The organism is Pantoea sp. PNA 03-3 (assembly GCF_003201175.1).
GTDB classification, from domain to species: Bacteria; Pseudomonadota; Gammaproteobacteria; order Enterobacterales; family Enterobacteriaceae; genus Pantoea; species Pantoea stewartii.
In genome coordinates this window covers 1,337,795-1,362,145 of sequence record NZ_QICO01000001.1, presented here as the reverse complement: position 1 = coordinate 1,362,145, position 24,351 = coordinate 1,337,795, and the positions used below count along the sequence as shown (strand labels likewise).

Annotated in this window: 20 protein-coding genes and 1 pseudogene; 12 read left to right on the top strand and 9 right to left on the bottom strand. The window is 46.0% G+C overall.

The features are described 5' to 3' along the window. Positions 1-79 (top strand): annotated as a pseudogene (locus C7433_RS06395) (integrase); the annotation flags it as partial. A 522-nt stretch (positions 80-601) separates the two neighbouring features. On the opposite strand, the gene C7433_RS06390 reads toward C7433_RS06395, so the two are convergent. From C7433_RS06390 to C7433_RS06380, 3 genes are read right to left on the bottom strand one after another with little or no spacing between them, the layout of a single operon-like run. Next, positions 602-1,915 (bottom strand): hypothetical protein, encoded by a 1,314-nt coding sequence (locus C7433_RS06390; RefSeq protein WP_110267802.1) that lies wholly within the window; start codon positions 1,913-1,915, stop codon positions 602-604. Continuing rightward, a complete protein-coding gene (locus tag C7433_RS06385) occupies positions 1,912-2,826 on the bottom strand; it encodes a glycosyltransferase family 2 protein (RefSeq protein ID WP_110267801.1) in 915 nt (304 codons plus the stop codon). Before C7433_RS06385 ends, C7433_RS06390 begins: the two co-directional genes overlap by 4 nt. Beyond that, a complete protein-coding gene (locus C7433_RS06380; RefSeq protein ID WP_110267831.1) occupies positions 2,823-3,182 on the bottom strand; it encodes a GtrA family protein in 360 nt (119 codons plus the stop codon). The genes C7433_RS06385 and C7433_RS06380 overlap by 4 nt, the downstream gene beginning before the upstream one ends. Positions 3,183-3,943: 761 nt before the next feature. On the opposite strand from C7433_RS06380, the gene C7433_RS06370 reads away from it, so the two are divergent. Then, a complete protein-coding gene (locus tag C7433_RS06370) occupies positions 3,944-4,390 on the top strand; it encodes a hypothetical protein (RefSeq protein ID WP_110267800.1) in 447 nt (148 codons plus the stop codon). A gap of 1,331 nt (positions 4,391-5,721) precedes the next feature. Here C7433_RS06370 and C7433_RS06360 read toward each other — a convergent pair. Beyond that, complete coding sequence (locus C7433_RS06360) at positions 5,722-5,931, bottom strand: hypothetical protein (RefSeq protein ID WP_033738740.1); 210 nt, start codon at positions 5,929-5,931, stop codon at positions 5,722-5,724. Between the two features lie 1,531 nt (positions 5,932-7,462). Here C7433_RS06360 and C7433_RS06355 point away from each other — a divergent pair. After that, complete coding sequence (locus tag C7433_RS06355; RefSeq protein WP_233255756.1) at positions 7,463-9,064, top strand: glycosyltransferase family 39 protein; 1,602 nt, start codon at positions 7,463-7,465, stop codon at positions 9,062-9,064. Between the two features lie 30 nt (positions 9,065-9,094). Here the strand turns inward: C7433_RS06355 and C7433_RS06350 are convergent, their stop codons facing one another. Next, the gene (locus tag C7433_RS06350) at positions 9,095-9,538 is read right to left on the bottom strand and encodes a hypothetical protein (protein WP_039342951.1); all 444 of its coding nucleotides are present in this window, start codon (positions 9,536-9,538) and stop codon (positions 9,095-9,097) included. A gap of 945 nt (positions 9,539-10,483) precedes the next feature. Here C7433_RS06350 and C7433_RS06345 point away from each other — a divergent pair. After that, complete coding sequence (locus tag C7433_RS06345; RefSeq protein ID WP_110267797.1) at positions 10,484-10,675, top strand: hypothetical protein; 192 nt, start codon at positions 10,484-10,486, stop codon at positions 10,673-10,675. A gap of 255 nt (positions 10,676-10,930) precedes the next feature. Here the strand turns inward: C7433_RS06345 and C7433_RS23725 are convergent, their stop codons facing one another. Beyond that, on the bottom strand, positions 10,931-11,086 hold the full coding sequence (locus tag C7433_RS23725) for a hypothetical protein (RefSeq protein ID WP_164483040.1): 156 nt from the start codon (positions 11,084-11,086) through the stop codon (positions 10,931-10,933). 282 nt (positions 11,087-11,368) lie between these two features. Here C7433_RS23725 and C7433_RS06335 point away from each other — a divergent pair, with 282 nt between their 5' ends. Next, a complete protein-coding gene (locus C7433_RS06335) occupies positions 11,369-12,997 on the top strand; it encodes an ABC transporter substrate-binding protein (protein ID WP_110267795.1) in 1,629 nt (542 codons plus the stop codon). A 278-nt stretch (positions 12,998-13,275) separates the two neighbouring features. Here C7433_RS06335 and C7433_RS06330 read toward each other — a convergent pair whose 3' ends face one another. Together C7433_RS06330 and C7433_RS06325 are read right to left on the bottom strand one after the other, a co-directional pair. Beyond that, the gene (locus tag C7433_RS06330) at positions 13,276-14,820 is read right to left on the bottom strand and encodes a methyl-accepting chemotaxis protein (RefSeq protein ID WP_033738753.1); all 1,545 of its coding nucleotides are present in this window, start codon (positions 14,818-14,820) and stop codon (positions 13,276-13,278) included. Between the two features lie 12 nt (positions 14,821-14,832). Beyond that, positions 14,833-15,102 carry a hypothetical protein gene (locus C7433_RS06325; RefSeq protein ID WP_110267794.1) on the bottom strand — a complete coding sequence of 90 codons (270 nt, stop codon included), beginning with the start codon at positions 15,100-15,102 and terminating at the stop codon, positions 14,833-14,835. Between the two features lie 138 nt (positions 15,103-15,240). Between C7433_RS06325 and C7433_RS06320 the strand changes: the two genes are divergently transcribed. Then, positions 15,241-15,948 (top strand): DUF1868 domain-containing protein, encoded by a 708-nt coding sequence (locus C7433_RS06320; RefSeq protein ID WP_110267793.1) that lies wholly within the window; start codon positions 15,241-15,243, stop codon positions 15,946-15,948. A 357-nt stretch (positions 15,949-16,305) separates the two neighbouring features. On the opposite strand, the gene C7433_RS23720 is transcribed toward C7433_RS06320, so the two are convergent. After that, positions 16,306-16,476, bottom strand: coding sequence for a hypothetical protein (locus C7433_RS23720; RefSeq protein WP_033738761.1), 171 nt, complete (start codon positions 16,474-16,476; stop codon positions 16,306-16,308). A 215-nt stretch (positions 16,477-16,691) separates the two neighbouring features. Here C7433_RS23720 and C7433_RS24015 point away from each other — a divergent pair, with 215 nt between their 5' ends. The 6 genes from C7433_RS24015 (at position 16,692) to C7433_RS06295 (ending at position 24,310) form a co-directional block, all read left to right on the top strand. Continuing rightward, positions 16,692-16,826, top strand: coding sequence for a hypothetical protein (locus C7433_RS24015; RefSeq protein ID WP_255421286.1), 135 nt, complete (start codon positions 16,692-16,694; stop codon positions 16,824-16,826). 118 nt (positions 16,827-16,944) lie between these two features. Continuing rightward, positions 16,945-17,637, top strand: coding sequence for a hypothetical protein (locus C7433_RS06315; protein ID WP_233255754.1), 693 nt, complete (start codon positions 16,945-16,947; stop codon positions 17,635-17,637). 867 nt (positions 17,638-18,504) lie between these two features. Continuing rightward, positions 18,505-19,923 carry a sugar porter family MFS transporter gene (locus tag C7433_RS06310; protein ID WP_110267792.1) on the top strand — a complete coding sequence of 473 codons (1,419 nt, stop codon included), beginning with the start codon at positions 18,505-18,507 and terminating at the stop codon, positions 19,921-19,923. 687 nt (positions 19,924-20,610) lie between these two features. After that, entirely contained in the window at positions 20,611-21,138 is a 528-nt protein-coding gene (locus C7433_RS06305) for a fimbrial protein (RefSeq protein WP_033738765.1), read from the top strand. A gap of 89 nt (positions 21,139-21,227) precedes the next feature. Further along, entirely contained in the window at positions 21,228-21,773 is a 546-nt protein-coding gene (locus tag C7433_RS06300) for a fimbrial protein (protein ID WP_158281340.1), read from the top strand. A 23-nt stretch (positions 21,774-21,796) separates the two neighbouring features. Next, a complete protein-coding gene (locus C7433_RS06295; RefSeq protein ID WP_110267791.1) occupies positions 21,797-24,310 on the top strand; it encodes an outer membrane usher protein in 2,514 nt (837 codons plus the stop codon). Positions 24,311-24,351: the final 41 nt, after the last annotated feature.

Here is a 24,351-nt window from a genome sequence, read left to right as displayed (position 1 = left end):
ATCCCTGAATAACCTGACACCGGAAGAGTACCGGCTGATGACTGAAACCCCGGAACTCTCAAAAAGTGCGTGGAACTAAAACGGGTGTGCTTACACTATGAATAACCGATCAACAACGAAGAATCTGGCTCGTAAAAAAACCGGTTACCGGACAATCATTAACCCCTACTGTCTTTGCAGATTTACGGGATGAGTGATTTAGCTTTAATCACTCATAAAAATTTTTAAAAAATTAAATCTTTTCCCGCCAATGGCTTTACAAATCTCTCAACCGTAGCTGCTTGTCCAAATTCATGTTTTGAACTTGCTGGGAATAGATATAGTTAAATAGGAGGGTAAAATAATTCCCCATGACTATGAAATCATAATTTCCTCTTGTCCGGCTATTGAGCGTGACATAGATGGCCGCTACACACTCAGCATACTCTACTTCATTCGGGAATTTAACGCCTAGACTGTTGAGTTAAGCTTGTATTGAATTTTCAAAAATGAAAGCAGCGGTGATAACTACGCTTATTACAGGGAAATCGTGCGCGGTGATGTTTATTGCTGTGACTGGTAAGTGGCTTTTAGCCGCCATGAAAATGGCGGCTAATTTAAATTAGCTATCTTTCTTCAAAAGGGTAAATAGTGATACTATTATTAAAAATATAGTCATATCAAAGCTGAAATTCATGCCAAAAAGATGCTTATCCATATCTCGATAACCCTCTCCAATAAAAGATATATAAAATTGTGAAATACCCAGACAAGAACACAAGAATATAAGCCCGGATATTCTATCCTTTCTGAAGATTAGGCTAAAAACCAAAGCCAGAGCAAGGAGAATGAATCTTATATTTTTGAATAAAGCGTCTTTAATGCTAGTTATTTTAGCGTAAAAACCCTCATTGTTTATTATTAAAGGCATGGCTTTGTAAACGTGGAAATAATTCTCTGTTAATTGAGTTTTTACGCCATAATCAAAAGGTAGCTTCAACAACATAAATGGATGCTTCAAAACCTCATCTATCGTTTCTTTGAAACTGGTATCTTTGTGTTTATTAAAACACGTCTCTCCTAAAGATGTTGAAACCACACCTGATTTCAAGTCAAAGCGATTGCCCCAAGAATCAATACCTACGCAATTCTTATCGGTATTTTCAGGGAGGTCTATGCCATTCATTCTCTCGTACTCATAAACTCCGAAATAGACTGAGTGATACTTGTTGTATGCAACCGTTGATGTTGTTTTAAACATACACATTAATGACAACGCTAAAGAAAATGCAGTTAAAGCTATCTTTAATTTCAACTGTTTTCTATCATAAAAGATATAGTAACAAAGTAATATTAATGGAACATAGAAAAACTGACTTTTAGAACAAGCGATAATAGTTATGCTTAGAAATGTTGGTAGATATCCTTTGATGTTATTTTCACCAATGCATGCAAGTATCATTGGTAAGCATATTAATAATACTTGTTCTTGATAGAAAGAGCCAAAAAACACCAAGTTAGATGATGAGATTACTGGCATTAATGACAAAAAATAAGCCGCAAAAAAAATTATTTTGTTTTTTATTTTCTGCACTCTATAAAACAAAGTAGTCAATGTAAGAATGTAGAGAATTTTAAGTAGTGTAGAATAAAGTTGAATGTTAAATAAATTAGTGAAAAACCTAATGACTAGAGCGTATGTATATAATATTAAGCTATACGAACTTTTATATTCGTAGTGGGATAATGAGTCAAAATTTTCCTTTAGGGGGAAAGAAAAAGGTATATCTCTAGTAAATTGTGGGATGCTCTCAATAAAAGGGAATACTGATCTGTAATAGTCACCCGTATTTAGCATTATCAAATGTGATGATGTAAAAGCTACTACTAGCGCAACAATAAAAGGTATGAAGTATTTTATGATTAACGGTTTCATTTTTTATTTCTCTTCAATAAATATCTTGGTCTGTCTTTAGTTTCAATATATATTCTCCCTATGTATTCCCCCAATACGCCGATACCAATTAGCTGGACACCACCAAGAAAAAGTATTGATACCAACAATGAAGGGTAGCCGTGTACAGGGTTGCCGAATGCAAGGGTATCAACGATCATCCATGCACCGTAGATGAATGACAGCGCAGCAATACCTAAACCTAAATAGGTCCACATACGCAGCGGGAATGTAGAAAAACTTGTGATGCCTTCTAATGCAAGGTTCCAGAGTTTCCAGCCATTAAACTTTGAACTCCCAACTATGCGTTCTGCTCTTGCATACTCCACAACCTCAACCTTTCCACCCACCCACGAAAGAATGCCTTTCATAAAAAGGTTACGCTCTGGCATCAGCTTTATATGCTCAACAACTTCCCTCGACATGAGTCTGAAATCACCAACATTTTCCTCTATTTTAGGAGAGCTGATTTTGTTGTGTAATTTATAGAACCATTCAGCGCTCTTTCTCTTCATATGAGTATCTGATGCTCTGTCGTTCCGTTTAGCCAGGACAACATCAGCGCCGGATTGCCACTTATCGATAAGCTCAGGAATGACACATACCGGGTCTTGCAGATCAACATCAATAGGTATGACTGCATCGCCTGTAGCATGCTCAAGTCCTGCAAAAAGCGCCGGTTCCTTTCCAAAATTACGTGTGAAATTTAAATTTATTATGCGGCTGTCAGAAACAGAGAGCGCATTGATGATTGATTCAGTTGAGTCTGTACTTCCATCGTTTATGAATACGATCTCAACATCAAATTCAGATAGCTCTTTCCTTACCTCTTGATAGAAAATAGGAATTGCATCTTCTTCGTTATAAACAGGAACAATCAAGGATATTTTCATTTTCCATCCCGGAATACGATAAATTTCGAATAAAAGAAGCCCATAAAAAGGCTGATAATTGAAAATATGATGAGGGTGATAATCGGGTTGATTGCCATTTTATCACTCATAGCTCCAACCGATGCAGCCATCCCTCCCATGAAACCTATATAAAGGATGTACCTGCCTGGTGAGACCTTGCTGCTGAAAGTGAATCGTGCGTTTGCGAAGAAAGAGAAGGTGACGGCAACCATAAAGGCCAGCATGTTTGAGATGCTCTGTGACTGCCCCGCCATGTAAGAGAGGCCAAATACAAACCAGTGAATTGCCGTATTGACAACTCCAACAGTTACGTAACGGTAAAAGAATCTAATCATTGGATTGGTCCGAAAAAAATTCATCAGATCTTAGCGTTGTCACAGCATATGGCAACAGATGATTTGCTACGAACGAAGATAAAATATATTTTCTTTTCCACCAAAGCCTTTACAAATCTCTCAACCGTAGCGGCTTAGGCACTCTTATAGATCGCTATGTACTTAATTATAAACAGTATTTTTTAGGGGCTGTCGTTATGCCGCATTACGGAGAAATAAGGGTTCCAATCCATGAGGTCATGCGACGCAACCTAAGTGTGGCGTCACAATATCCGTTGGTGAGCTTGCAAAGCGTAACTGAGAGTTCAGTCCCAAGCTGGCTAATGAGTGGATAGCGCAGAACGTGATGACGTTTCGCAATCAGTCTCCGGGTGAGGGCGATAACAAGCTCTGGTAGCGGTTCTACCATTACAGGGAATATTGATATCGGATTTCCCTTCGCCGACGGCAGTCTTCCTTGAGAGCTGAATAGATTTGAACCAGTTGATGTTTCAGAGGGCGTCTTCAACTACCGCATCGAAACGTCTATGGCATCGGAACGTCGAGAAGATTTACGCTGGTGACAGTTTTATCATCTTAGCCAATGCTTTTTATCCTTTTAGCCAACATAAAGTCCGAAAAATCATGATGTCTCATTTTACTAATGAGTTTACAGCGATGATCTTGTTTAGCCTTTAATGAGTAAAATTTATCAGCTTAACGAATGAATTAGACATCGATATATATAAGACGCTGATTAACTCTGTTAAGGAAATTTATATATGTTTAATTTCATAAAAGCCTCAGTCGTTGCATTTTCTGTTGTCACATCATTTTCTGCCATGGCGGGCTGGCAACCTTATAAAACCGTCACTTTGGATGGATATAACAATACCATTCCCGGTGGGAGTTTTTACAATGAAACTAATGTGGCTTTTGGAGTGTATCGTTTTCGTATTGACCCGGAATCAGCCGGCGTCGATTACGCAACGGGGCTGGCAGGAAACACACGTTCTAAATCTGCTGCTTTAATGATCTACGATCGCACTACTACTTCTGATAAATCAGCCGCTGTAAGTTTTTATGGCTTGAATGATGATGGGCTTGAGGCTTCATCGCTTATGCATGCTTTTCCACAAGGTGGTGGATTTGATTTGTATCTACAGGACTGGCAACGTGCAGATAATTCTGGCTCTGTAAGCGTAATTATCGAAAAGTGGCAAAATTAACGTTGCTCTGAAGCGTAAATAGCATCAGGCGCTCTGTATCCAGAGCGCTAATTTATTTGTCGTCTTTTACATCGCTTTGGTTAAATTATAAATATTTCATGTGGTTATAAAAGTGAATTATGAAGATCGCGACCTGGTCTACCAAAGATTACCACTAAAACAGGTCATTAATAGCAGGATGTTACATTAAAGCGGACCATGCTTATCTTTAAATGGAAATTAATAATTTAACCTAACTCTTATACAATTAATGGGTTGATAAATTTATGCCGGGTTTTCCGTCTGTTGATGTGCTAAGGATAATCCACTCAGGCTGATGAGCACGGAGAATGCGCCACTATCAAGATTCACCTCACTTTGAATGAATCAGATTTGTGACAGGAGTTAAATAACATTATGGTGCCGTTAGTGCGATTTACCCTGTTAGTGCTGTTATCGCCATCGTATTGTCATATGGCCATGCTCATACTCATCCGTACAGGGAACATCATAATGCTACGGCAGTGCACATAGTTGCATGCTGCTCATGATGAACTGTTCGATGCTGGTCTTAGCAAAAAATGTTGAGAAATGAACAGGCGGACAGGTAATTTTTCTGCTCATAAGTATAAACCCGTTATCAGGTTTTAACGATTGTCACATCGTTATTATCCGTAGTCGATGCGGAAAGTTTTTATCACCTACAATTACTATCGTAGGGTCAGTACTAAGGACCAGTGCTTTTAGCTAATGACTGAAGGTAAGGGTAAAAAAATATGTACTGTTTCTGGGCGCAGTTCACCTGAAAGATTTCGAAAATGGATGTGTCTTTCTGACCGTTCGGTTATGCGGTTTCTGTGGGGCAGAGATATAGCGACTTTTGGCATCAGGTCTTTCATCGCCGAACGTATTTCAACGGTGCCAGGCCTTAGGTATGGAGAAAAACATAATGCAGCCATTAAAGAGTGAGAACCGGCCAAAGCTGACCCCCGCAATGCTGTTACTGCCATTCGACATTTTAATGCTGTCTCAGCGTTTCGCTAAAACGGGCCACAATAAGCACGTATCAAAAGACTGTAATTTACTCGCTTCAATCAGAATGTCTCCGCGAGTGATAAACGTGGTGCTTTGTGTCGTTCTGCTACTGCTTACGGGCTGTACCGGCACGCTGAACTGAGATGTATAAGGATTTTGACGGGTCAGGCAGCACTATACCCGGTTTTACTGGAGGGATTTCCAGCGTTATTCAAAAAGCAAGCCGTGAAAAAACACCTACTGACTGTCGTTGCGTGTATAAAAACGCGGTTAGCGTCTCGATCGTTAAGATCGCAGTCAGCAGGCAAAGAACAGAATTACTCTGGGTCGGAGACCGAAGCGGAAGGCTTCAGTTTAACGACAAAGTGTTCTTTTTTTAGAATTTTTGCCCCTTTATCACACCAGTGATCGGTGAATCTGAAAAACTCATCCGTGGTCAATTCAAAACACAACTCAACATTCTTAGCCAGTCCTTTGGACAGTAATTCATTAGCCTGTTCTAAAGAGTGGGCTTTTGTCGTTTTCATGTAACAACTCCAGTGCGTTTAAGAAGAGCGTGTATAACCCCTCAGAGAACCTATCACAGGATGATGACAATTATACGACGATGTAAAACATACGTGGGTCCGGCGGAAGAGAATTCAGTGAAACCAGGAGAAGGGGTGAACTGGCACCAGGTGCTGTACGTGGAAGGGCAGATCGGCTCAGCTTGCAGCGCAGCATACTCGGTTAGTATCAATTTTTCTGATGGCTTTATTCTTTCCGGAGGCAGGGAATCAGTCTGAAGGCGTTTGGAAACGACGTGCTTGCAGAGCATAATGCTGCTCAGGTGTTTGTGTGGTTAATTAAAGGTGATGAACAAAAAACTCAAGCGCAATCCGAAGTTAGCTTGAGAGGGTTCTCGCTTATGCATCTGATTACAAAGTGATAAAGCTCACTTTGCTATCCTTTAGTATAGTTTTTTTTGATCTAAAGTCTAGTTGTTATGAAGCGGGTTAAGGTTCAATATAATTTATGATTTAAAAAAGAACCCCCCACACCACCAGTGGCCTCGGAAACCTCAAGGGTTGATGTGAGGGTGGCTAACACAGCCAACACCAGGGAATACTCCGCGCTCATCATACACTTTTTATAAGAAATAGATAAATTTTTTTGAATGGTTATCAGCCCTGCTCGTTACAGGGCTTTTTTCGTTTAAGCGTCTCATAATGCTTCTTAGTCAATGGGCGACTTGCCTAACTCTGGCTCATATCTGCACCTTTTCAGAAAGGCGTTAGATCCTGTGATCGTATTGCGGCACAGGGCACTTAGAGACGTTCGTCTTTAGGTCCGAATAATAGGTGATTTAATGGTGCCTCAGCTGACTTATTGACGGGAACATTTCGTGCATTTCGTGCTTTCTTTAAACGGAAACACTATGCCAGATGCTTCTGCTTTAGTGACGCGTTTAACACATCTATCATGATCAGATCCCGTAATTGAACCGGACCCATAAGTCATTATTCCGTTCTTTACATTCATCTTTTTAGATTTGGTGGTGGCTCCTCATCAGTTCTTATCCTCAATGTCAGTCTGGGCTAAGCGTTTAAACTCAAAGCGCAGAATGTTTATTTCTCGTTTACTTCCGCTTCTTTATCTTATTAACAGTGAATTTTTTGTAAGCCCGGAGCTCCGGATGTTCAAATCCTCGCACTAATAAGCGCTTATAAACTTCAAAAAGTGCTGAGCGGATAAAGGGATTCAGCATTTTGCTTAAGAAGCACATTTTGCATCTTTATTGGGCCGTTTCTGTAAAGATTTTTGCGAACAGACATAGAGCTTATACACCGTATTTTTACTCTAAAAGTCGGTAAGACAAGCGAGTAACGCGTGAACACAAAACATTTTCAGGTTATTTTTCCTGCAACACGGGCCGCTGCCCCGGATGCATTTATACCTCTGACATCCACAGACAGCAGCGATACTCGCACGCAGCGTATTCCGATCCTCTTTCCTCTTGCGCAGCAAATTCCCTTATTTTTATGCTTTATTATTTTTAGCTGCTGGTTATTACCAGGATTGGTAGGACATGAACCCTGGAAGCCTGACGAAGCTTATACCTTTGGGTTAATTCGCCACATCGCGCAGACCGGTGACTGGGTAGTGCCTACGCTGGCAGGTGAGCCTTTCATGGAAAAGCCGCCGCTCTATTTTGTAGCGGCGTCGTTTTTCCTTCGGCTGTTCAGTCCGTTATTAGGCGAGCCGGATGCAGCGCGTCTGACTACAGGCTTCTTCATCCTGATCGCCTGTTACGCTATTGCACTATCTGCCAGAGAGTTACTGGGTAAGGGCGCCGGACGCTGGGCTGTTCTTATTCTCTTTGCCTGCGTCGGCTTTCCCATTCGGGCGCACCAGATGATTACCGATACGGCCTTACTGGCGGGAGGCGCCATCGGCATTTATGGTTTCGTGTTGGGGATTCGACGCCATGTTGCTGGCGGCATTGTATTGGGCGTGGGCGCTGCCGTTATGTTTCTCTCAAAGGGGCTACTGGGTCCCGGGATTCTGGGAGTAACGGCGATGGGGTTGCCGTTGCTCAATACTGAATTTCGCAGCAGGCGCTATGTCATCTTTTGTGCCATTGCTTTTTTGGTTTTCTGCCCACTGGTCGCGCCCTGGCTTTACGCGCTCTGGATGCGTTCAGAAAAGCTGTTTTCAACCTGGCTTATGGTAAATAACTTTGGCCGATTTGACGGTACCGCCAGACTGGGTCCGAAAGCGAAGCCGTTCTTTTATCTTAAATTGCTTCCGTGGTATGCATTTCCAGCGCTTCCTATGGCGGTATGGTGGTTATGGCGCTGCGGGGCAAACGGCATTAGCCCGGCAGTCAAAGTCCTGTTGACGTTTTTTGTGGCGGGGTTTGCTACATTGTCTGCCGCCGCAGATGCACGCGAACTCTATGCCATGCCGTTGTTGCTGCCACTGGCAATATTAGCGGCGGGGGCATGTCAACGAAAAGCGGAGTGGGCTGAAAAATTGCGGCCCTGGTCTCTGGGCCTGTTTTGTCTGCTTCCTGCGGTGATGTGGGGCGCGGGGATCATACTGATAACCGGTTGGCCTGTCCCGTTATGGAATAAGTGGGTGGCGCTAGGCGCACCTGGATTTATGCCTGAGTTCCATCCGCTTATGTTTAGCGTGGCACTGCTGGTTACCCTGATGATGAGTGGCATCGTGTTTTTCCATCGGGCAGCGCGACAAAGCCCCTTATATATCTTCACCAGTTGTATAACCCTGTGCTGGGTGTTGGCCATGACGCTCGGCATGCCTTATCTGGATTATACGAAGCGTTATTCAGACGTCTTTATCCCGATGCGAGCCTGGCTGCCTAAAGATGAGTGCGTAGCCAGTCGGCACCTTGGCGAGCCGCAGCGCGCGTTACTGGAGTATTACGACGGCTTAGTCACGCTAAGGGAAGGAAAGCACAGAGGTGCGTTTCGCTGTCACTGGCTTCTGGTACAGCACGATAAAAAGCATCCGCAGGAATTTGTGGATGGCACGCTTGTCTGGCAGGGGGAAAGACCAGCAGATAAAGAAGAAAGTTACCAACTTTATCGGCTTGATGGCCAGGACATTTTTTCTTTAGCGCCAACTGTGCCTGGGATAGTCTCACAGGCACAGTGATATCACCTACGGCATCCTGTTACGTTTGTCTCAGGGAAGGGACAGATGTACCTCGTTTTCCTTAGGTGCCCAGTCTCTGTCTGAAAACTCATCAAGGGGATAAGAGACATTTCGCAGTCCCTGCGTGCCCAGAAAGTTTCTGACGCCCTCCTGTAGATTGCCATCGCGAAACAGTTCTGCGATAACAAAAAGTGCATCAGAAAGTGAAAGGGTTCTGATTTGTGCCGGTAACCAGTTCGTGCGCGTAAAGATCAAATGATAAAGCGCTTCTTCGCCGGATAACGGGAAATAACGCGTGCCAAATTGTTTACGATGTTTATCCAAAATGATTTCAAGAATAAATATCTGCGCGGTGCGTTGTTTCACCTGGTTAACCATCAGATTATCGGAATGGCTCATATCCAGCGTTGAGGCATCATTGTTCTGCTTAACGCGCGTTTCGATAGCATTCCAGAGGTTGTCATACTGATTCATAGCTTGCCTTGTCTGAAGTTAACGTTTTCATAACAAAGTTAGCAGAAGTCAGACGCAGGGCAAAGAGCGCTGACCTGAACATCGCAGACCTTCCGTTAAAATTTTCATGTCGTTGCACGTTCAGATACCGCTTAGCGCTGTGACTCTGCAACGAAGAGATAAGGCAGAGCAGGTAGAGGGCGTTATAATATTGACCAAAATGGCCACGAATGGCCATATCGTGGATTTCCCGCGCAGCTAATGGATGACACCGGATGTCGTCAGGCAAAGGGCACAAAAAGCAACGCTGAATGCAGCAAAACCAACCAGACCTATTACGACGAAACCGAAATTTCTCATATCGACCTCCACCGTGTCCACATGGCACCTTACAATCATAAGTCTGGTGGGAAAATAAGTATATACTGTAAAAAAAGACATAGAAAATGGCATTGAGAGGGAGTTGATTTCATTCTTAACAGCTTAATGATTTATTCTTAATCATCTATTTTACTGATTTCGGCACGTGTTTTTTGTCCCGGGTGTGATATTAACTTTTATTTTGTAATGCGGTTGTTTTATTATTGAGGAGTTTTTATTTTAATTAGTGCTGGTTTTATCTTTTTTTGTTGGTAGCTTTAATTGAAATGGATATCAGTGACGGATTTTATGATGAAGTAAACGATTACTCTGCAGGCTTCAGCTTACCTGCTAAAAAATTCAGGCATTTTATTTGTACTATTAAAAATAGCAAACTCAGCCTGGTGACTGGCTTTTTTTAATCACACCTTTCATCTGTAGAATATATAACTTCAATTTTCAGGAGATTTTCTTTGAAATAAAAAAATCAAGATTATCATGCTTTATTACTCTTCACAGAAATACAGATGGTTTTTTCTGAGGAGCAAAAAAACAACCCAATTCAGGCTCACCGTGATGTAACGTGCGTCTGCCCGGGCGGTCGTCATGCCGTACATTCTCACGCACTTCCTGACTGTGGCAGATTTCCCGAGGCAGGCGATAACGGGTAAATTCACTGACCAGTTACTGATTAAAGCGAATGGTGTTGACGTGGCGGGAGCTGTGATGCAGCCACGTGAGCTGCTTTTCTCCTGGCAGGGTAAGGTGAATGAGGTTGCCGGGCGGATCCCGTCATAGCAGATTAGCGCGCGTATTAAAATGTCCGCGCCGCGCACGGCCAAGGCGATCGGTCAGGATGATCAGTAAGCCCAGCGTGTTATCGGCCGGCGCACTTCGTCTGCCAGCGGATCGTGTCATACGCTGAGTTGTCAATTTAAGTTCCAGTGCAGTATTTCGCAGTTGTCGCGCGCATCTGGCAACACAGGTGTGAATGCCAGAATGATTTTGATTAGGGAAGCAGGACGGCTTCATGAAGAGACCGTCCTGGGTTCTTTAGCCGTGCGGGCCACCGCCCGGACCACCACCGGGTCCGCCGCCCGGTCCCATATGCCCTGGGCCGCCACCGCCCGGTCCCCAGAACGGCCAGACACAGCCTGACAGCGCCGAGACGCTGGCTAACGCAATCACTAACAGGATGACTTTTTTCATACAGGCTCCAGATTGATGTCCCATTACTCTATCAATTTGGCTGTGTCGAGGTGTGAAGCGGGTGAAAAAGGGTTGCTGGCATAGCGTAAAAGTTCTGTTAATCGCAACGGGGCAAACGGCACAGCCCGTTTGTCGTTTTGCATCAAAACTGTGCAGTGATAACGCTTTTTATCACCTGACCTTTGGCAGACTGGCGCAGTACAGCGTCTCGCCTCTGGCCCATAAATTGCAGCAGTGCTGGCGCAAAGTCGCATAATAATTTATCCAACAGGAGTCAGACGAATGCCAGTAAGCCGTTCATATGTTGCCCATTTGTGTGGGTCGGTAATTTTTTCAGGGCTGCTATCCTCCTTTCCCGCCATAGGGGCAAATGTGCCAGTTGGAGTAACGCTGGCTCCCTTACAGGAAATCGTGCGCGGTAATGGTGCTGAACCTGCCACACTGGACGTCGAAAAAGCGGAAACGAATGATGCTTTTTCAATTCTTAACGATCTGTTTGAGGGGCTGGTGCAGACCACGCCCGACGGTAAGGTGGTGCCCGGGCTGGCAGCCTCATGGGAAACGGCGGATAACAAAGTCTGGACCTTTCACCTTCGCCCGGATCTGACCTGGTCCGATGGATCGCCGTTGACCGCACAGGACGTTGTATTTAGCTGGCGTCGTCTCACCGATCCCAAAACGGCTTCGCCTTATGCCTCTTTTGCCAGCTATGCCCACATCCTCAATGCGGATGCGGTAACGGGCGGAAAAAGCCCGACTGACAGTTTGGGGGTTAAGGCACTGGACGACCATACTGTTCAGGTCACGCTCGATCAGCCGGTATCGTATTTTTTGCAGTTTGTCGCTCATCCTTCCCTGTTCCCGATTAGCGAAAATAATGTCAAAAAGTTTGGAGAAACCTGGACACGGCCCGGCAATATGGTCAGCAGCGGAGCGTTCAAACTGGACCAGTGGGTGGTAAATGAAAAAATTACGCTCGTCCGTAACGATCGCTATTGGGATAACGCACATACAGTGATTAACAAGGTCATTTTTTTACCGATCAACGATGTATCCGCAGAGCTTAATCGCTATCTTGCGGGCGGCATTACCATCACGGATAACATCCCTGCCGTTGACTTTCCTCGTATGAAAAAAGAGCGGCCAAAAGAGGTGCGCAGCACACCGATATACAGCGTGTTCTATTTTCAAATTAATAACCGCAAGCCGCCCTTTACGGATGTGCGTGTGCGGCAGGCGCTCAACCTGGCGCTGGATAAAACCATTATCGCTGATAAAGTCATCGGTATGGGCCAGCAACCGGCCTGGGCTATGCTGCCCTTATCTATGGGGGAGGTGACGCTCAAGGCACCAGCATGGGCGGGCTGGACGCAGGAACAACGGGTGAAAAAAGCCAAAGCGCTGCTCAGTGAAGCCGGTTATTCCGCCAGCCATCCCTTAACTTTTACTCTGCTCTACAACACCAATCAGGATAATCAACGTATCGCGATCGCTGCCGCGTCGATGTGGGGGAAAGTGCTGGGCGCCCGGGTCACCCTGCAAAACCAGGAGTGGAAAACCATGGTGGATAATATGCATCAGGGGCAGTTTGATCTGGTGCGCTATACCTGGGTCGCCGATTACAGCGAACCGTCCACCTTCCTTAACACCTATCGTACCGGCGACAGTCAAAATACGGCGGGTTATGCCAGCCCGGCCTTTGATGCCGCTGTAAAAGCCGCAGGCATGGATACCAGCCTGGATGCCGTGACGCGGGATTATCAAAAAGCCAGCGATATTATTGCTAATGATACGCCAGTCATTCCGGTCTTTTACGGCGCTCTGAATCAGATGGTCAGTCCAAAAGTAGGCGGCTACGCGCCGTCGCATCTGCGTTTCTACTATACCAAAGACCTGTATCTGGTTAAGTAACGTAGTCTTTGTGTCTGATGTTCTCAGCACGACGAAAATGTCCGGGGTCGCTCATCGACCCCGGCGAATGTAAGCGACATGAAGATAGCGAAGGTGGCGGCCCGGTCCCGCACTTACTGAAAACCATAACAGCATGTCCGATATTCACTATTGGTCAGTGCGATGTTTATACAAATGAAAAAAGCCCGGCATCCGGGCTGGTGGTGATACGATAAAGAGGGCCGATTGCTGCCCTCAGGCGAAAAACGTTGAGTAACCGTCTCGCCGCGTCATGATAATCAGACCCGGAAGGTTTCCACCATGCCCCGAAGCGCATGGGCCTGAACTGACAGGGACTGTGACGCGGAAGAAGACTCTTCTACCAGTGCTGCGTTATTCTGCGTCACGCTGTCCATCTGGCTGACCGCCACGCTGACCTGAGAAATACCCTGCATTTGTTCTGAAGAGGCCAGCGACAGGTTGTCCATTGCGCTGGCAAGCTCTCCGACCATGCCGACAATCTTCATGATGCTTTCGCCCGTGCCTGACGCCACTGCAACACCGCTTTCAACCTGGCTTACGGCCTGTTCAATTAACGTTTTGATATCGCGGGCTGCGGTAGCGCTGCGCTGCGCCAGCGTTCGGACTTCGCCCGCCACCACGGCAAAACCGCGTCCGCCTTCTCCGGCGCGTGCCGCTTCCACTGCCGCGTTGAGCGCCAGAATATTGGTCTGAAAAGCAATGCTTTCGATTACCGCGGTGATGTCCCGCACTTTGGTCGCGCTGATGGCAATCGCGTTCATGGTATCCGACATGCGATTCATATCCGTTTCGCCGGAACGGGCAAGTCGGGCGGTTTCGCGCGCGGATTCAGCCGTCTGCTGCGCACCAGCGCTGTTGCTTTTCACCGTGGCTGTGAGTTGCTCCATGCTGGCGGCAGTTTCCTGCAGCGCGGCGGCCTGCTGCTCGGTGCGTGAGGACAGTTCGGTATTGCCCTGGGAAATTTCATCGGCGGCCTGAGCAACAGTAGTGGAGGCATGTTTAATCTGCGACACCAGGCCGCGCAGATTTGCCTGCATGGTATCCAGAGAAGCGAGCAGACTGCTCCTGTCGTGGCGGCGTAACGTAACGGACGTAGTCAGATCACCCGCCGCAATCGCGGCGGCCAGCTGCTGGGCCTGAGCCGGCTCTCCACCCAACTGCGCCATCAGTTTCCTGCTCATTAATACACAGATCACGGCGCCAGAAATCAGGGACGCCAGAACCAGAAAAATAAAGATCTTAATGATGCGGCTGACAGAGTCATTGCTCTTCTCTGCCGTTTGCTCTGCAAAGGCCCGCTGCATCTCGGTCAGTTCATTAAGGCTGCCAATAAGGATTTGCTGGGGCGGGCGGACAACATTGGTCAGATAGTCCGCCAGTCCGGTCAGTTGCCGCTGTCTGCCCATTGTGGCCGCTGTCGCCAGGGTGGTAAGCGCGGCGTTTTCATTTTCCTGCACTTTTTTAAGCAGACCGAGCTCTTCGGGGTTTTTGTTGATTTCAATCAGCGAGGCCAGTTCAGCGCGCTTTTGTGTATAAACGGCCTTCTGGCCCTCGAAACGGCCCCATTCATTCTCGATGGCTTTGGGATCAGAAAACAGGGCCATGTTCCTGACTTCGACCAGCATATTTCGCAGAGCCGTTCCCGCATCATTCGCCAGCGTGACTTTTTTCAGATTAGTGTTGACGATTTCGTTGATATTTTTTCGGGCTTCAAGCAGATGATTCAGTGCAACCCCAGAGCTAATGACGAAAAACAACATTAAAAAAGCAAATCCAGCAGATAATCGCGTCGATACTTTCATTTTTCACCCCAGTTAAGATTTTATATGGCCCATGATGTTTTCGGCAAAAGCCTTCCGGGCATAAGCGGTAAATGGCGTGAAATTTGTTGCAGAATGAAACTTCATCGCACGCGCGTGCGACGTGGGTAGCCAGCACAGGAATACAACGTCTGTCCGGCGCAGCAGGGTAAAGAGACATAAAATTTTAACAGTCTTTGCGCGCCCCTTTCCGCTGCTGATATGCAGCCACCTTGCATGACGGCGTTCGTTGCCTGCTTCGGGCAGCGCAATAAAAACGGTCATGTTTCGGCATTATTGTCATAAGCCCGTGAGGCCACACTTTTCAGGCGTGGACGATCATGCTGTGCGGCGCTGTCTTTTGTTGTGCGAAGCACGCGCGCCTCAAACGCAGGCATTTATCCATTGATTAGGGCAGAAGCTATGTCAGAAGTGCTTGAGTACGACGGCTGGAAAGAGAATGCTATCGGTGAAAAATTTGCGGCTGATGGTGCATATTTGCCTTTCAGAGGTAACACGCTCATTTGCCAGCTGGATCAGGGCAGCGAAATCGTTAGCGTGATCTCTGAGATGGTGGAGGCCATGAAGGCGAAAGGACTGGCACGGTGTTATACCTTTCTGCCGTCGGCGAGCTACCACATGACCGTCTTTAATGGTGCGAATGACAGGGCGCGATATTTGCCGGCCTGGCCCGCAGACCTGAGCCTCGATGCGCCCATGTCGGCGTGCGATCGGTTATTTGCCCAAAAGCTGACCGACTTTAGCGTAACTGAATTTCCCGTAAAAATGCGGATTGGTGCTGTTGTATTAAAGCGCGGCGTCTCGATCTCGTTGGCGCCAATGAATCAGGCGGAAGAAATAAAAATTCGCGGGCTGAGAGATCGTCTCAGTCATGTCCTGCGCTGTAGACGACATAATCATGATGTTTACGAGTTTCATATCAGTGTGTCATATCTGATTAACCCGCCGGTCGCCGAGGAGTGCCGCCTCCTTCAGAGGTTAAGAGCGGTTTATCTGGAAAAGCTTATGCGAGTTTCTCCGATCATTGAACTGAATGCACCGGCGTTTTGCGTGTTTGAGGATATGGCGGAATACAGACCGGTTTTCCGGCTTTCGTCGTCCATTCAGTAGGGCAGGAGAGGTTGACGTTAAAGCGGACTGCCATGGGGGTTGTCAGTCCGTTGCGCGTTACTGAAATAATCATGTATTGAGATACCGTGTTCGCGCCAGGTCTTATATTGCCTGAAAATGCTTTCGTTATCGTGTGCCACAGATATGACGGGGATTATATTCCGTATCCGGTGTGACGATACCTTTAAACGCGGTGTGAACCCACATTGTGCAATTGTTACAGCACGCAGCAATATGACCATTGCCGTTAAATACTACGCAGGAGTAATGTCGCGGATGATGGTTACGTGCATAAAGTTCAAGCCACAGGTGGGCTTCTGCGCAGACATAAAAAAAACCGGCACATGGCCGGATTTTTTATGCCTGCGGCTGACCAACCGGCCCTTTGCCCAGTGGACCGCCAGGCACTGACTGACCGCTTGGCGCATGCGGGCGACCATCGTTGCCGACGGCGCTGCTGTCCTGCTGACAACCCGACATCATTAAAAGACTGGAAACAATTAACAGACCGCTCAAAATGCTTTTCATCTCTTTCCCTCGTGATTAACACACTTAAAAAACAGCTCGCCTGATAAGTCTGGTCGGTATTTTCGCTAAGTCAATGTAGCGAAAAAAAGTGCGTGATATCAATGCTTTTGTGAAAGCGGATACGTGCAGCGCCATCCCACGAGGGGAAGCCGCTGTGCTTACCCGCTTTTTGTGAGCCAGACTTAGTGTTCGGTTTGCTAACCAGAGAGGCCTGTATGACAGAAAGACCAGTAGAGGGTGATCATCCGGATTATCAACCGGGGAAAAAAAGCCCGTCACAAGGCGGCACCGACGGCGCGGAAGATGATGTAACCCACGCGCCTGAATCCGGCGATAAACAGCCAGATTAAGTTTGCCGGCCCACCTGCGTGAAGTGGGCCGGAATATATCCGCTGTAGAAAGTGCTGTATTTCCCCGCTCGTCTGGCTATGCTGTGGACACCTCGTTCAGGGACATTCAGGAGAGAAGGTGAAAAAGGCGGCTTATTTTGACACTCTCTATGCAGACCGAAACAGTGAAACCCTGCGGCTGTGGCAACAGGAAAACAGGCAAGCGCATCACCATGCTGAAAAATTCTTTTACCCTGACGGGCTTAAAGCGCTGAGCTGTGGAATTTTGCCTGATCTGAATCCCGACATCCTTGCTCTTCTTGACGACATCCGCCGTTTAACCCGCGATGACCCACTTGCAGAGGTTATGCAGGCAAAAAACTTTCATGTCACCTTCCTGCCGCTCACGCCAGCCCGTTATCACGAGCGCCAGCAAATCCCGATGATAAGCGAAGTGACTGGCACCTTCCGCCAGTGCGTAACGGATTCATCACTCAGGGTGGAGGGATTGCGTTTGCTCGCGCTTCCCGATCAGCTGTTGCTGGCAGGTTTTCCTGACGGCAGCGCAGTCGCGCAAAGAGCTGCGTTCTGGAATGCGTTGATGTCATCAGCGACGTGGCGGGATTTACTGCTCGAAAGGCACGGTGGAAAAACGACCCCGCCTGAATTCTGGCATACGACGTTGCTTCGCTATCGCGCTGCCAGCTTGCCCGACTCGCTTAAATCGTATTTTATTGACAATATGCACCGTAGGTATGGGAGCGTAGCTGGCGATATCCGGCTGGTCTTTGCGGTTTATAACTGGGCTAATCCAGAAACGATAACGATGTAAACAGGTCGGGTGGTCATGAACGATTATAAGCGTTCAGGTTGAAAGCCATGACAGAAATACGAAGGTTTAATCGTAATCCTCACTTTCATAATGAGGTGAATAACGCTCATCAAGCACTTCCTGAATCAGAAGCAAGATGAGAATGAGCAGTAATAATAAAATGATGCCGGTCATGACTAATTTCCTGTGTTCACTTTTCTCCGCAACTGAAGCACGTATTCACGGCAGCCTGTTCTGGCAACGGTTTAAACGATCATTCAGTAGATCAGGTTATGCTCAGAGCTCAAACAGCACAGTCATTAAAACAGGTTGAACCAAAACGGCGCACACCATTTCCTTCGTCCTGTCATATCCTGATAAACGTTATGCATTTTGCTGAGCAGTATTGTATTTCCGTAGTGCGGCGAATAAACCCTCGGCAACGAAATAAGCCGGGAACGAGATTCAAGCGGGCGAGTCGTGGCTGGCTTTCATTATAAAGGGGGATTCTGTTATAAAGGGTGTCTGGGCGATACATCATATCGTCAGACCGGTTGCGGCCAGGGCAGATTTTTAGCGATGTTGACAGCGCTTTAATTCATATACTGCGTCAGTGGTGAAGTATTGCAGAGTGTCTGCCGGACCTGAACAGTCCGCCGCATTAAGCGGCCCATCAATGGGTTGTTTTACACATTACCGCCAGAAAAGACGTGTAGCAATATTACGTCATAAAACGAAAAACAGACGCTCACTCTGTCGATGAGATCTCCATCACACTTAGAGTGAGATCAGTAAAATCGTCCATATCCAGACCTTATTTGCCCTCATCGCCCGCTGTCTCTGCTTTATATGCTGCATGGACACTACATGTTGTGTGAGCGGAGCTTAATGATGTCTCATGTAAATACTTTCAATCTTCAAAGCGAACATAAGCAAAAAGTTCGCCGTATGAACCTGTTTATCTCTGTTTCCGCTGCGTTAGCAGGACTGCTGTTTGGACTGGATATTGGCGTGATTTCAGGGGCACTGCCGTTTCTCACCCATCACTTTAATCTGAGCAGCCATGAGCAGGAATGGGTGGTGAGCATCATGATGCTGGGTGCCGCAATAGGGGCAGTATGTAATGGCTGGGTATCACATCGTCTTGGCCGCAAATACAGTCTGATGGCGGGCGCAGTGCTGTTTGCTATTGGATCGCTGGGTTCAGCCGGTGCAACCAGCGTTGAAATGCTCTTGATCTTTCGCCTCCTGCTGGGCCTGGCTGTGGGCGTAGCCTCCTATACCGCACCGCTTTATCTGTCTGAAATGGCAACCGAAAACGTCCGTGGCAAAATGATCAGTCTGTATCAACTGATGATTACATTGGGCATTGTACTGGCTTTTGTATCGGATACGGCTTTTAGCTACAGCGGTAACTGGCGAGCCATGCTGGGCGTCCTGGCTATCCCCGCCGTCGTACTGCTTGTCATGGTTATTTTCTTGCCGAACAGCCCGCGCTGGCTGGCAGCAAAAGGCATGCATGTTGAAGCAGAAGATGTCTTGCGGATGCTGCGCGATACGTCTGAAAAAGCCCGTCAGGAACTGAACGAGATTCGGGAAAGTCTGCGCATGAAGCAGGGGGGCTTTTCGCTGTTTAAAAGCAACAGGAACGTCAGGCGTGCGGTCTTTCTGGGCATGTTATTACAGGGCATGCAGCAGTTTACCGGGATGAACATCATTATGTATTACGCGCCGCAGATTTTTAAAATGGCGGGTTTTAAAAGCACACAGGAGCAGATGATCGCCACGGTCATTGTTGGCCTGACCTTTATGTTTGCCACTTTTATTGCTGTTTTTACCGTAGATAAAGCGGGCAGAAAACCGATTCTGAAAATTGGTTTCTCAGTCATGGCGTTTGCTACGCTGGTGCTGGGCTATTGCCTGATGAAAGCGGGACAGGGAGAGATCAGCCATGGGTTATCCTGGGTTTCTGTGGGCATGACCATGTTGTGTATCGGTGGATATGCGATGAGCGCAGCGCCTGTCGTCTGGATCCTGTGCTCTGAGATTCAGCCGCTTAAATGCCGCGACTTTGGTATCACCTGTTCGACGACCACTAACTGGGTGGCAAACATGATTATCGGTGCCACCTTCCTGTCCCTGCTGGGCAGCATTGGCGCGGCGGGCACGTTCTGGCTTTATACCGGCTTTAATCTGGTGTTTATCGTAATAACGGTTTATCTGGTGCCGGAAACCAAGAATGTCACGCTGGAGCGGATTGAGAAGAATTTGATGGCGGGTGAGAAGTTGCGGGATTTGGGGCGCTAGCACTTGTGTAATTGACGATTTATCCTCAGCATCAAAAAAGCCAGCGTTACAGGCTAACGCTGGCTTTTTTTCCTGTCTTTTACCGTAATTAACAATCCTGTGTTTTATTACTGTTATTAATAACTATTATTTATCTCATCAATGCCATTGATATTACCTCTCGCAATAACATTAAAGTTTTTATAGCGTGCTTAAGTGTTGAGATGCAGTTGCATAAGGTATTATTTTAATAATAAATTAATGGGTGCATGAAATTACCCTTTGCCGGGAGTTTGTGTAAGTTTTAAAGAATAAGTGGGTTCCGTCTCTTTTGTATTTTTTTCACTAATAAATAAGTCGATAACTATGCCGAGATTGTCTTTTGATTGGTTTTTTGAGCTATTTTAAAAGGTTTTTAACTTAATAAAACGCTATTAATGTAACCATATGCGATATTTTGTACTTCTTATATGCTTTTGTTTGGTTTTATTATCTTTATGTTTAATTTGGGTGTGGAGCAAGATGAGTAAATATCTCGTTGTTATAGTTTGCATGATTTTTTCTGGCTGATTAATTCAGGTCGGTATTATTATTTATTCCGTTCAGAAGCACATAGGTTCTCTTCTGCAACCATGCTTTTCATTAAGCGTATGAGCGATGAATGCGTATTTCGCATTATAAAAAATCTAAGTTTAAGGGATTGTTGTAATGAAATTGAATAAAGCGGTTAAATCAATCGGACTGTGTGCAATGATGGTTGCATTTGGCGCTACTGCAGCTGACCAGGGTCATGGCGAAATCAACTTCAAAGGTTCAATTGTTGATGCACCTTGTTCGATCACTGCAGAGTCTGCAAATCAGACTGTGGATTTAGGTGAAGTGACCAATGCTGCGCTGAAAAATGGCGGAAAATCAGCACCTAAAGCATTTAGCATCAAGCTTGAACAGTGCGATACAGCAACCTCTAACAGCGTAACGGCAACATTTACCGGTGCAGCTTCTGCAGGTAATAAAGATCTGTTAGGTATTACAGGTACGGCCAGTGGTGCATCAATTGCTATCACCAATGGTGCCGGTCAGATCATCAAACTGGGTGAGGCTTCACCTGCACATGATATTCAGGATGGGACTAACACCCTGGCATTTTCTGCATACCTGCAGGGCGACGGTGCTTCCGCAACTATTGTCCCAGGTGATTTCACCTCTGTAGCAAACTTTACTCTGGCTTATAAATAAGACAGAAAGCGAACGTTAATATTATACATTAGCCTTCGATTGCATGAGCAGCGTGATCTGCTCATGCCTTTTCAGGAAAGGCATCTTTTATGGAAATAATATTGAAAAAATTTTTATGGATGCTGCCTTTCATACTGACATTATGCGTGCCTGAATCTGGAATTTGCCACTCGCAGGAACATGGACAGGGTGTTGTCGGTATGCAAGGCAGCATTCTTGATGCTCCCTGTGCCATAGAAGTCAATGACAGAGAGCAGCTTATTGACATACCAGCGTTAACGACAGGTGAACTCATTCATGATGGCGCAGGCTTCACCAGAAATTTTTCTATTCATCTTATTCATTGCTCGCTTTTTGATTCCAATACCACTGGCGGAGATAAAACCCACTTCCAGGTGACTTTTGATGGAATCCCCGATGGAAAATTATTTGGTGTCAGTGGTGCCAGCGGTATAGGCATCGAAATTAAAGACATGGCTGGTAATTATGCTTTTCCAGGTAAACCGATGCCATTTGGTCAGCTCACGCAAGGCAGACAAACACTCGATTATCAAATGAGGATTGTTGGAGATGCGCACCATATGCATTCGGGGAAATTCCGTGCTGTTGTGCGTTTCAAAGTTGATTATTACTAATTTTTTCCCTGACATAAAATATTATGAGAAATCAGAATTATAAAAATCGCAATCTCACGTTATCCATTTGTCCTGTCGCCTTTGCCGTATTCATCGCATGTTTTATGTCTGAAAGTGTTATCGCGGCCAGCGATGAGGTGGAATTTAATATTGACGTGCTCGACGTTAAAGAACGTAATGAAGTCGATATTAATCGATTCTCACGCGCGGGTTATTTGATGCCGGGTGAATATCTATTCAATGTTGTTGTTAATAAATCTGAATTTCCAGAGGAAAAAGTTAGCTACTTATCCCCTCAAGATAAACCTGATGATTCTTTAGCGTGCCTTTCTCCTGATTTAGTCAGCCGCTTTGGTTTTAAAGAAAATGAAATAAGAAAAGCAGGCTGGTGGCAGGATGGCCAGTGTCTGGATGTAAATTCATTGCCGGGCATGACAGTCACGCCTGATTTGGGGTCGGGTATATTAAAAATTAATATACCGCAGTCTTTGCTGGAATATACCTCTGAAAACTGGGAGCCACCTTCTCGCTGGGATGACGGCATACCGGGATTTATTCTGGATTACTACTTGAATGCGAGACACACTCAGTCGAAATCTAGTTCGGATGCACAGTCATTAAGCGGTAATGGGGTGGCAGGATTTAACATAGGCCCCTGGCGCTTACGCGCAAACTGGCAGGGCGATTATGAACGTGAATCTGGTAAAGATGGAACTTTAAGGAAAAATTTCAAATGGGACCGGTTTTATATTTTTCGCGCCATCAAATCGCTCAAGTCTGAACTGACAGTAGGGGAATCTTATTTACCCTCAACGATATTTGACTCATTTCGTTTTACAGGTGCCAGTTTAACGTCGGATGATGCGCAACTTGCTCCAAACTTACGGGGCTATGCGCCAGAAGTTGTGGGCGTGGCCAAAAGCAACGCTAAAGTAACAGTAAGTCAGCAGGGCAGCGTTATTTATGAAACGACAGTAGCATCCGGGCCATTCCGCATTCAGGATCTCAATAATGCGGTAATGGGCAAACTGGATGTCACTATTCAGGAACAGGATGGCACCAGACGTACATTTCAGGTCGATACTGCGACGATTCCCTACCTGACCAGGCCAGGGAGTGTGCGTTATAAACTGGCAATAGGTAAGCCATCGGATTACGAACACCACACACAAAATATTCATTTTGCTACGGGTGAACTGTCGTGGGGGATCTCAAATGGCTGGTCAGTCTATGGTGGTGGGCTTTTTGCCAATGATTACCTGACCGTTGCGGCAGGTATGGGACGAGACTTATTAGCATTAGGCGCCCTTTCTCTGGATGTCACCTCAGCGCGGGCTAAATTAAATGAGCATGTTACCCGAAAAGGAAACTCTTACCGTTTAAGTTATTCCAAACGGTTTGATGATTATGATAGTCAAATTACCTTTGCAGGCTATCGGTTTTCTGACCGCAACTATATGACGATGTCACAGTTTTTAAGCTCAAGAACGTCGGCTTACAGTAATCCGGGAAAGGGTAAAGAGTTATATACCATTACCATTGCAAAACAACTCAGAAAGCTTAATGCAGGAATATACCTGAGTTATAACCACCAAACTTATTGGGAGCGTGCTGCGAGTGATACATGGAATCTTTCACTTTCCAGCAATTTTGATATGGGTCGCTTCAAAAATGCCAGTCTGAGTCTCACCGGCTATCGAACACAATATGATCACACTAATGACGATGGTGTTTATTTAAGTCTGTCTCTGCCTTTTGGCGAAGGTACCTTGTCCTACAGTGGTCAAACTTCAGGCGGGACGCAAAGCCAAAACGTGGGTTGGCGTGACAACCTTGGCGATAACAGTGATTACAACGTCGATATTGGCACGTCTTCGGATGGTGAACATTCGATTAATGGCTATCTCGACTACACGGGCAGTATAGCTGAAATGACTGCCTCCGCCGGATTTGAAAATAATGGATATCGTACACTGGGTCTGTCTGTAGAAGGGGGAATGACAGCAACAGCACAAGGCGCAGCACTCCACCGCTCATCCGGTGTTGATGGCACCCGACTGATGGTAGATACGGCAGGGATCAGTGATGTTGCTGTCTCCGGGGGCGGAAACGATGTCAAAACCAATTACTTTGGTAAGGCCGTGGTAACAGACATAAATAGTTACTATCGCAGCAACGTTAATATCGATCTGGATGAATTACCAGATGATGTTGAAGCGACGCGTTCTGTTGTTGAAGATACCCTGACTAAGGGCGCTATCGGCTATCGCAAATTTGGTATTTTAGCCGGACAAAAAGGAATGGCTATCGTCAAACTCGAAGATGGTTCTGTTCCGCCTTTTGGTGCGATGGTAAAAAATGAAGATAAAATCCAGACGGGTATCATTGCTGAAAACGGAAGAGTCTGGCTATCTGGTATGAAACCGGGTGGAAAAATGGATGTAAGCTGGAACGGCAAAGAACGATGTATCTTTATTCTTCCTGAAAAACTAGACGAAAAGACTGCTAGCTTATTACTGCCTTGTATTAATGAGTAATGTTTATTATTGGCTTGCGTTAACGCAAAACCACTATTTTT

What these genes read in the sequence shown, in the direction of transcription:
- C7433_RS06295 (WP_110267791.1), top strand. Translation starts at nt 21,797, where the DNA reads ATGAGAAATCAGAATTATAAAAATCGCAATCTCACGTTATCCATTTGT.
- C7433_RS06360 (WP_033738740.1), bottom strand. Translation starts at nt 5,931, where the DNA reads ATGAAAACGACAAAAGCCCACTCTTTAGAACAGGCTAATGAATTACTG.
- C7433_RS06320 (WP_110267793.1), top strand. Translation starts at nt 15,241, where the DNA reads ATGTCAGAAGTGCTTGAGTACGACGGCTGGAAAGAGAATGCTATCGGT.
- C7433_RS06310 (WP_110267792.1), top strand. Translation starts at nt 18,505, where the DNA reads ATGATGTCTCATGTAAATACTTTCAATCTTCAAAGCGAACATAAGCAA.
- C7433_RS06390 (WP_110267802.1), bottom strand. Translation starts at nt 1,915, where the DNA reads ATGAAACCGTTAATCATAAAATACTTCATACCTTTTATTGTTGCGCTA.
- C7433_RS06370 (WP_110267800.1), top strand. Translation starts at nt 3,944, where the DNA reads ATGTTTAATTTCATAAAAGCCTCAGTCGTTGCATTTTCTGTTGTCACA.
- C7433_RS06380 (WP_110267831.1), bottom strand. Translation starts at nt 3,182, where the DNA reads ATGATTAGATTCTTTTACCGTTACGTAACTGTTGGAGTTGTCAATACG.
- C7433_RS06300 (WP_158281340.1), top strand. Translation starts at nt 21,228, where the DNA reads ATGGAAATAATATTGAAAAAATTTTTATGGATGCTGCCTTTCATACTG.
- C7433_RS06335 (WP_110267795.1), top strand. Translation starts at nt 11,369, where the DNA reads ATGCCAGTAAGCCGTTCATATGTTGCCCATTTGTGTGGGTCGGTAATT.
- C7433_RS06385 (WP_110267801.1), bottom strand. Translation starts at nt 2,826, where the DNA reads ATGAAAATATCCTTGATTGTTCCTGTTTATAACGAAGAAGATGCAATT.
- C7433_RS24015 (WP_255421286.1), top strand. Translation starts at nt 16,692, where the DNA reads ATGACAGAAAGACCAGTAGAGGGTGATCATCCGGATTATCAACCGGGG.
- C7433_RS06345 (WP_110267797.1), top strand. Translation starts at nt 10,484, where the DNA reads ATGCCGTACATTCTCACGCACTTCCTGACTGTGGCAGATTTCCCGAGG.
- C7433_RS06325 (WP_110267794.1), bottom strand. Translation starts at nt 15,102, where the DNA reads ATGACCGTTTTTATTGCGCTGCCCGAAGCAGGCAACGAACGCCGTCAT.
- C7433_RS23720 (WP_033738761.1), bottom strand. Translation starts at nt 16,476, where the DNA reads ATGAAAAGCATTTTGAGCGGTCTGTTAATTGTTTCCAGTCTTTTAATG.
- C7433_RS06350 (WP_039342951.1), bottom strand. Translation starts at nt 9,538, where the DNA reads ATGAATCAGTATGACAACCTCTGGAATGCTATCGAAACGCGCGTTAAG.
- C7433_RS23725 (WP_164483040.1), bottom strand. Translation starts at nt 11,086, where the DNA reads ATGAAAAAAGTCATCCTGTTAGTGATTGCGTTAGCCAGCGTCTCGGCG.
- C7433_RS06305 (WP_033738765.1), top strand. Translation starts at nt 20,611, where the DNA reads ATGAAATTGAATAAAGCGGTTAAATCAATCGGACTGTGTGCAATGATG.
- C7433_RS06330 (WP_033738753.1), bottom strand. Translation starts at nt 14,820, where the DNA reads ATGAAAGTATCGACGCGATTATCTGCTGGATTTGCTTTTTTAATGTTG.